1 protein-coding gene is annotated in these 1,408 nt (G+C 56.3%); it reads left to right on the forward strand.

All coding sequences use genetic code 11. The features are described 5' to 3' along the window. On the forward strand, positions 1-798 hold a 798-nt coding region (locus LKE08_RS24400), incomplete at its 5' end, for a multicopper oxidase domain-containing protein (RefSeq protein ID WP_324706882.1). Positions 799-1,408 lie beyond the last annotated feature (610 nt).

Consider the following 1,408-nt stretch of genomic DNA (forward strand, 5'->3'; position numbering starts at 1 on the left):
GTCTTGCTCTCTGCGAGACAGAGTAACAGGTTAGGGCTAGAAAGCCCCGTCGCTGTCTTCGCGGGGATTGGTTACCCCATGCACCTGATCGCCACGGACGGCGGGGCGATTCCCGAACCGGCGGAGTTGGCGGAGGTGTTGCTGACCCCCGGAGAACGGATCGAGGTCCTGGTGCGCGGCGATAGGTACGCTGTCGCGGATCGCACCCCCGGACAGTACCGCCTCCTCAACAAACCCTACAACCGGGGCGGCATGATGGGCGGCGGCATGATGGGACGGGGCATGATGGGGCGCGGCATGATGGGCAATCCGTCCAATTCCAACAGGACCCAAACTCTGGCAACTTTCACTTATGGCGAGTCGGTTCAGTCCGTCCCCCTGCCGAAGCAGTTGTTGCCGGTGGAGGCCCTTCCCGAACCCGCCGCCACCAAACAATTTACCCTCAATCACGGCATGGCGAGGGGGATGGGAATGGTCTTTTTAATTAACGGCCAGGTATTCGACCCCCAGCGGTTGGATACGCAGGTCAAGTTGGGGACGGTGGAAGATTGGGAAATTACCACGACCGGGACGATGGACCATCCGTTTCACCTCCACACCAACCCCGTGCAGGTGGTGAGTCGCAACGGCCGGCCGACACCTTATCGGGCTTGGAAGGATACGGTTTTGGTGATGCGGGGGGAGACGGTGCGGCTGCGGGTTCCGTTTCGGGATTTTGCGGGCCAAACGGTCTACCACTGCCACATTTTGGACCACGAAGATTTGGGGATGATGGGGAGTGTGGCGATCGCAAATTGACATCCTTTCCCAAATCGGAGATGGCAACCGGGGACGGTTGCTTCCACGGATCTGAGTCTCCTATTTTGTCTGTATCGCTAGTATCGCGCTCGATCGCCACCGGGGACGGTTGCTTCCACGTTGAAATTCTTTGTGAGTTGCGTGAGTTGCGATCGTTGATATCTTTTGTGAGTTGCGTGAGTTGCGATCACCACCGGGGACGGTTGCTGCCACGGATCTGAGTCTCCTATTTTGTCTGTATCGCCAGTATCGCGCTCGTGTGGTAACAGTTGAAATGGGGTCAGAACAAGGGGCGACCTCCCCTTATTATAGAAAAGCAGTTTCAGTTCCCTATTCCCCATTACTCTGGCTTCAGCGCTATAAACCCCCACCCGAAAAAAGCGCGATCGCCCCCAATGTACCGGCGGATCAGTCCCGTGGGTTGACGGTCGCCACCCCCAAAAATGTGGGGTCAAAAAGCATCAAACGAAGATGAGATCCCTGCCCACATCAAAACTCTGGAAAGAATCTTCAAAAAGGCCGACTATCAAATCGTCACGTAAAATCTCCGATACGTTTGGAAGCTCTGTCTCTTTAGAGCAGGGAGGAAAAACGAACGGCGACTTGAGTC

The organism is Lyngbya sp. CCY1209 (assembly GCF_035615495.1).
Taxonomy (GTDB): Bacteria; Cyanobacteriota; Cyanobacteriia; order Cyanobacteriales; family Microcoleaceae; genus Limnospira.